The 7,208-nt window shown below is 59.9% G+C and carries 6 protein-coding genes; all 6 read left to right on the top strand.

What is annotated here, in order from left to right:
- A partial coding sequence (locus I2D57_RS10060; protein ID WP_148315932.1) for an arginine deiminase family protein occupies nucleotides 1-85 on the top strand: 85 nt, incomplete at its 5' end.
- 105 nt (nucleotides 86-190) lie between these two features.
- A complete protein-coding gene (argF, locus tag I2D57_RS01150) occupies nucleotides 191-1,186 on the top strand; it encodes an ornithine carbamoyltransferase (RefSeq protein ID WP_006234279.1) in 996 nt (331 codons plus the stop codon).
- A 138-nt stretch (nucleotides 1,187-1,324) separates the two neighbouring features.
- A complete protein-coding gene (locus tag I2D57_RS01145; RefSeq protein ID WP_411161247.1) occupies nucleotides 1,325-2,812 on the top strand; it encodes a YfcC family protein in 1,488 nt (495 codons plus the stop codon).
- A gap of 485 nt (nucleotides 2,813-3,297) precedes the next feature.
- Entirely contained in the window at nucleotides 3,298-4,779 is a 1,482-nt protein-coding gene (locus I2D57_RS01140) for a DUF1846 domain-containing protein (protein ID WP_006234276.1), read from the top strand.
- A gap of 249 nt (nucleotides 4,780-5,028) precedes the next feature.
- Nucleotides 5,029-5,367: a helix-turn-helix domain-containing protein gene (locus tag I2D57_RS01135; protein ID WP_195361183.1), complete on the top strand. Its 339-nt coding sequence runs from the start codon at nucleotides 5,029-5,031 to the stop codon at nucleotides 5,365-5,367.
- A 178-nt stretch (nucleotides 5,368-5,545) separates the two neighbouring features.
- Nucleotides 5,546-7,207, top strand: coding sequence for a CTP synthase (locus tag I2D57_RS01130; protein WP_195361182.1), 1,662 nt, complete (start codon nucleotides 5,546-5,548; stop codon nucleotides 7,205-7,207).
- Nucleotide 7,208 lies beyond the last annotated feature (1 nt).

Genomic DNA, 7,208 nt, shown 5'->3' with positions numbered 1-7,208 from the left:
TCTCGTCGTGCCCTCCGCCGAGCTCTCCCGCGGCCGCGGCGGCCCGCGCTGCATGAGCATGCCCTTCTGGCGCGAGGATCTCTAAGTCTTTCCGTTTCCGGTGCGGTCCCCCTACAACCGCACCGGCTTCGCCCGTTAAACGGGCAACACTAATACTTACGTAATTCATTTCTTCGAAAGGAATCAAACCATGGGTGTTAACCTCTCCGGCCGTAGCTTCCTCAAGCTTCTCGACCTCACCACCGAGGAGATCGAGTACCTGCTCAAGCTCTCCAAGAACTTCAAGGATATGAAGCGCGCTGGCGTTCCGCACCGCTATCTCGAGGGCAAGAACATCGTTCTGCTCTTCCAGAAGACCTCCACTCGTACCCGCTGCGCCTTCGAGGTCGGCGGCATGGACCTGGGCATGGGCGTTACCTACCTCGATCCCGGTTCGTCGCAGATGGGCAAGAAGGAGTCCATCGAGGACACCGCCCGCGTTCTCGGCCGCATGTATGACGGCATCGAGTTCCGTGGCTTTGCCCAGGACGACGTCGAGGAGCTCGCTGCTAAGTCCGGCGTGCCTGTCTGGAACGGCCTGACCACCGAGTGGCACCCCACCCAGATGCTCGCCGACATCCTGACCGTCCAGGAGAACTTCAACTACGACATCAAGGGCAAGACCCTCGTCTTCATGGGCGACTGCAAGAACAACGTCGCTCGTTCCCTCATGGTCGTCTGCTCCAAGCTCGGCATGAACTTCGTGGCCTGCGGCCCCGAGGAGTGCATGCCCGCCGACGACGTCATCGAGGCCTGCAAGCCCATCGCCGAGGCCAACGGTTGCACCATCAAGCTGACCACCGACGTCAAGGACGGCGTCACCGGTGCCGACGTTATCTACACCGACGTGTGGGTCTCCATGGGCGAGCCCGACGAGGTCTGGGCCGAGCGCATCGCTCAGCTCACCCCGTATCGTGTCACCTCCGAGGTCATGGCTATGGCCAACCCGGGTGCCATCTTCCTGCACTGCCTGCCCAGCTTCCACGACACCAACACCACCATTGGCGCCGAGAAGTGCGAGCAGTTCGGCATCACCGAGCAGGAGGTCACCGACGAGGTCTTCGAGAGCCCGGCTTCCAAGGTCTTCGACGAGGCCGAGAACCGCATGCACACCATCAAGGCTGTCATGTACGCCACGCTCAAGTAAGAGCATCTAGCATCTCGCTCGGGGTGTCTTGCTGCACACCCCGAGCAGTTTTATCTGGTAATAATCTCGCATCAAGCGGCAGGCACGGCACGGAAGAGCCGCTTCTGGCGAGATCAGTAAATGATTTATGAAGGGGGGATGAGAACTATGACTGAGACCGCTAAGAAAAAGCGCGGTATGCCTTCATCGTTCACCATTCTTCTTGCTCTGCTGGCAATTGTCGCAGTGATTACCGTTATCGTCTCCGGCACGTCCGGCGGCGCGGTTACTGCCGCCCGTCTGAGCGATTTCTGCACCGCCCCGATTAAGGGCTTCGCTGACGCTCTGCCCGTCTGCCTCTTCGTTATGATCCTGGGCGGCTTCCTCGGTATGATGACCGAGACCGGCGCCCTGGACAACGGCATCGCCGTTCTGGTGCAGAAGCTTAAGGGCAACGAGATTATGCTCATTCCCGTGCTGATGCTCATCTTCTCCCTCGGTGGTACCACCTATGGTATGTGCGAGGAGACCGTTCCCTTCTACGCCCTGCTCGCCGCTACCATGATGGCTGCTGGCTTCGACCCCATGGTCGGCGCTGCTACCGTCCTGCTCGGCGCTGGCTGCGGCTGCCTGGGCTCCACGGTTAACCCGTTCGCCGTCGGCGCTGCCGTCGACGCTCTGACCGGCGTTGGCATTGAGGTCAACCAGTCCATCATCATCGGCCTCGGTGCCGTCCTGTGGATTGTTACCACTGCCATGTCCATCTTCTTCGTCATGAGTTATGCCAAGAAGGTCAAGGCTGACAAGGGTTCCACCATTCTTTCGATGCAGGAGCTCAAGGACGCCGAAGAGGCTCACGGCAAGGCTGCTTCCGAGGTCCACAAGGAGGTCAAGCTCACCGGTCGTCAGAAGGGTGTTCTGATCGCCTTCGCCTTCACCTTCGTCGTCATGATCGTCGGCTTCATCCCGCTGGCCGACCTCAACGAGGGCGTCGCCAACTTCTTTGACGCTGGCGCTGTCTACGATGCCGACGGTAACGCCATCGTTCAGGGCTGGTCTGCCCTGATCACCGGCCTGCCCATTGGCCAGTGGTACTTCGACGAGGCTTCCACCTGGTTCTTCCTCATGGCTGTCCTGATCGGTATCATCGGTGGCCTGTCCGAGAAGCAGATTGTGAACACCTTCATTACCGGCGCTGCCGACATGATGTCCGTTGTCCTCGTCATCGCTCTCGCCCGCGGTATCTCCGTCCTCATGGCTAACACCGGCCTCGACGTCTACGTCCTCGACGCCGCCGCCAATGCCCTGGCTGGCCTGTCCGGCGTGATCTTCGCTCCCATGAGCTTCCTGGTCTACTTCGGCCTGTCCTTCCTGATCCCCTCGACCTCCGGTATGGCCACCGTCTCCATGCCCATCATGGGACCGCTGGCTGTTAAGCTCGGCTTCTCGCCCGAGGTCATGGTCATGATCTTCTCCGCCGCCATCGGTGTCGTGAACCTGTTCACCCCGACCTCCGGCGCCATCATGGGCGGTCTCGCCCTGGCCAAGATCGAGTGGACGACCTGGCTCAAGTTTGCCCTTAAGCTCATCGTCGCGCTCTCCGTCGTCTGCGCCATCATCCTGACCGTCGCCTGCGTGTTGCTCTAAGTACCCAACGGGTACCCCACGGAAACCTTGACGATCCTGTAAAGGATCACCTGGTCATCGTCTGTCCGGTGGGGTAAACCCACCGGTAGACTCCTACCTTTAGCCCCCTCCCGTTCCGTGCGCGGGAGGGGGCGCTCTTGTGTTCCGGCGTTTTACCAAACGCCGGAACCACTCGACGCTGCAAGCCCGCCAGAGCGGCAATCTGACGTTCAATCGTCGGGCATGGCCAAAAGGCCTATGCCCTCCTCTTTCACGTCACCTTGCTCGCTCTGGCGGGCTTTCGCTGACTTTTGCTCCACCTGCGGCGCTGCCATTGTTGGTGTTATGGGGCGGTGCAATGGGGTCAGGTTAGTTTGCACCAAATATGTCCGACAAGAGGTTTGACGGATGTTTGGTTGGTGCCTGTTGATGGTCTGGGTATCGGGGAGGGCGGGCTCCGTTATAATCGCCTAGAACATTAAATGGAAACGGGACGGGAGCCATATATGCGCCAGGGTTTCGACAACGCGAAGTATATCGAGCTGCAGGCTGCTCACATTAAGGAGCGCATCTCGCAGTTTGGCGGCAAGCTCTATTTGGAGTTTGGCGGTAAGCTATTCGATGACTATCATGCGAGCCGCGTGCTACCGGGTTTTGAACCGGACAGCAAGTTCCGCATGCTCAAGAGCATCGCCGACGATGTCGAGGTTATCATCGCGATCAACGCGAACCACATCGAGAAAAACAAGGCTCGTGGTGACCTGGGCATTACCTATGACGAGGATGTGCTGCGCCTGGTTGACCTGTTCCGCGGCAACGGCTTTGCCGTCGCGGCTGTGGTCATCACCCAGTACGCTGGCCAGCCTGCTGCTGATGTGTTCCGCAACCGCCTGAACGCGCTCGGTATTCCCGCCAAGCTGCACTATCCCATCGAGGGGTATCCGCACGATGTCGATCTGATCGTGTCCGACGATGGCTACGGCAAGAACGAGTTTGTCGAGACCACGCGTCCGCTCGTCGTGGTCACCGCTCCCGGCCCCGGCTCAGGCAAGCTCGCCACTTGCCTCTCGCAGCTCTATCACGAGCACAAGCACGGCACCGCCGCCGGCTACGCCAAGTTCGAGACTTTCCCGGTCTGGAATCTGCCCCTCACGCATCCGGTCAACATCGCCTATGAGGCAGCAACGGCCGATCTCGACGATGCGAATATCATCGACTCCTTCCACTTGGAGGCCTATAACAAGACTACGGTCAACTACAACCGCGACGTCGAGGCCTTCCCGGTGGTCCGTGCTCTGATGGAAAAGATCCTGGGCAAGAGCCCCTACCAGAGCCCCACGGACATGGGCGTCAATATGGTCGGTTTTGCTATTACCGATGACGATGCCTGCCGCGACGCTTCCAAGATGGAGATCGTCCGCCGCTACTTTACCGCGGTCGAAAATGTGCGCCGTACCGGCGTGGGCGATGAGCAAGTCGACCGTCTCAAGATCATTATGAAGAAGGCCGGTATCGACAAGAACTACTCGCCGGCACGCTCGGCCGCCCTTACCAGGGAGCAGCTGACGGGTGGCCCCGTAGGCGCCATGGTCATGCCCGATGGCTCCGTGGTGACCGGCAAGACTTCCACGCGCCTGGGCGCCGCGAGCTCGCTCATCATGAACGCACTTAAGCATGTCTCGGGCGTTGACCTTGAGCTCGAGGTCATTAGCGATGAGGCGATCGAGCCTATCAGCAAGCTCAAGACGCATTTCCTGGGTAGCAAGAACCCGCGCCTGCACACCGACGAGACGCTTATGGCGCTCTCGATCACCTCGGCAACGAGCGAGACGGCGGCCCGCGTCCTTTCGGGCCTGGAGCAGCTGCGCGGCTGCGATGCCTTCTTTAGCGTGATCATCTCGCCGACGGACGAGACGGTGTTGCGCAAGCTGGGCATCAACGTGTGCTGCGAGCCCAAGTTCGAGCGCCGTGGTTTCTTCCACCGCTAAGCCTGGATTAATTGGTCTGAAAGGGGCGCATCGGGTATGCATTCGGTGTGCCCCTTTTATCAACAAAGCTACCGTTTAACCTAAAAATAGCCCGTTTACCTGCCTATGAGCGATTTGGGCGGTATACAATAACCCTAACTGTTTCATCCTTTTGCGGGGATGCCGCATGATGGATGTTGCCGGCCATCATGGGGTGTGCCGGTCGCGCACGGTGCAGGTGATGCCCGTGCTCGGTTTGAGGAGGCTGCCATGGCTGGCAAGGGTCGTGCGAGTGTCAACGATATGAAGCGTGTCGAGGTACAGGTGCTGATGGAGATCGCACAGCCGTCCGAAGACAACGGCGGATTTTATGGCTTTTCGCGCAAGACGCTTGCCGAGCGTGTGGGGGTGTCTCCGTATCGCGCCCGCGCGGCAATTGAACGCTTGGAATCCGAAGACATCATCGAGGTCGTCTCGCGCTACAGCGACGACGGCGGCCAGCTCGCAAATGGTATTTGTCTCACGGAGCGTGGCGAATGGTATCTAGAGGGCATCCGTGCCGGTATGCTCGTGAAGGACTTGATCGAGGATGAAGCCGCCGATCGATAACAGCGTGCATTCATAGTGGAAACGACGCCGCCTGGGCAACCGGACGGCGTTTTGTTTCGAGATGGAGAAATGCGATTGCGCGTAAGAAAAAATGCGTGCGGCGCGCGTCGCGAGTATTACAATGAAGACCCGTAAGATGTGTATGGACAACTTCTACGGGAAGCGCAGGTAACTCAATATGACCAAGCATGTGTTCGTGACCGGCGGCGTGGTTTCGTCTCTGGGCAAGGGTATTACCGCGGCCTCGCTGGGCCGTCTGCTCAAGTCGCGCGGGTACAAGGTAACGATGCAAAAGGCCGACCCGTATCTGAACGTCGACCCCGGCACCATGAGCCCGTTCCAGCATGGCGAGGTCTTTGTGACCGAGGACGGCTACGAGTCCGATCTGGACCTGGGCCACTACGAGCGCTTTATTGACGAGAACCTAACCCGCGATTCCAACTTTACGACTGGTGCCATCTATAAGAGCCTGATCGCCCGTGAACGTCGCGGTGACTTTTTGGGCGGCACCGTACAGGTGATTCCGCACGTCACGAACGCCATTAAGGAAAAGTTCCGTCGTATTGAGGAGCAGACCGGCTCCGATGTAGTCATCACTGAGCTGGGCGGCACTATCGGCGACATCGAGTCCCAACCGTTTGTCGAGGCCATTCGTCAGTACCGCAAGGAGGCCGGCCCCGAGAACGTCTGCTACATCCACGTGTCGCTCGTTCCCTATATCGCCGCCGCCCACGAGGTCAAGACCAAGCCGACGCAGCACTCCGTTAAGGAGCTCCGCAGCTTTGGTATCCAGCCCGATATTATCGTTCTGCGCTCCGACCACCATATCGACGATGCCATCCGCGGCAAGATCGCAAGCTTCTGCGACGTCGACACCGACTGTGTCTTTACCAACGAGGACTGCGCGAGCATCTACGATGTTCCGCAGTTGCTTGCCGAGCAGGACTTTGACCTGCGCATTTGCGAGCGTCTGGGTCTGGACCCGCGTGAGCGCGACCTGAGTCAGTGGAACGAGTTCCTGCGCAAGCAGAACCATGCCAACCAGCACGCCGACAAGGTGAAGATCGCCGTCGTGGGCAAGTATACGCAGCTGCCCGATGCCTACCTGTCGGTTATCGAGGCCCTGCACCACGCTGGTGTGTTCTACGATCGCCACGTTGACGTGCAGCTGGTCGATGGCGAGAGCCTCGACGAGCAGAATGTCTCCGAGGTCCTGGGTGACGCCTCGGGCATCTTGGTCCCTGGCGGCTTTGGCAAGCGCGCCCTGGAGGGCAAGATCCTCGCGGCCGAGTTCGCCCGCGAGCACAAGATTCCGTATCTGGGCATTTGCCTGGGTATGCAGGTAGCCGTGTGCGAGTTCGCCCGCAACGTGGTCGGCCTTGCCGGCGCCAGCTCTTCCGAGTTCGATCCGGATGGCCCGTATAGTGTCATCGACCTGATGAGCTCGCAGGAGGACGTGACCGAGAAGGGCGGCACCATGCGCCTGGGCGCCTATCCGTGCAAGCTCGCCGCCGATACCCTCGCGCGCGAGGCATACGGCGAGGAGCTCGTCTACGAGCGTCACCGTCACCGTTTTGAGTTCAACAACGCCTTCCGCGATCAGCTCGAGGACGCCGGTCTGGTAATCTCGGGTCTTTCGCCCGACGAGCGTCTGGTCGAGATGGTCGAGCTGCCGCGCGACGTACATCCGTGGTATGTGGCAACCCAGGCTCATCCCGAGTTCAAGAGCCGCCCGACCAACCCGCAGCCGCTGTTCCGCGAGTTCGTGCGCGCTTCGATCGGCCAGCACGAGGGCGTCGATCGCTTGCAGGTGACGCCCAAGAACCTCGCTACGGACTAAG

This window comes from Collinsella aerofaciens, from assembly GCF_015553355.1.
GTDB lineage: Bacteria > Actinomycetota > Coriobacteriia > Coriobacteriales > Coriobacteriaceae > Collinsella > Collinsella aerofaciens_V.
Note: the sequence above shows the minus strand (reverse complement) of the source record. Positions and strands in the feature narration are given on the sequence as shown.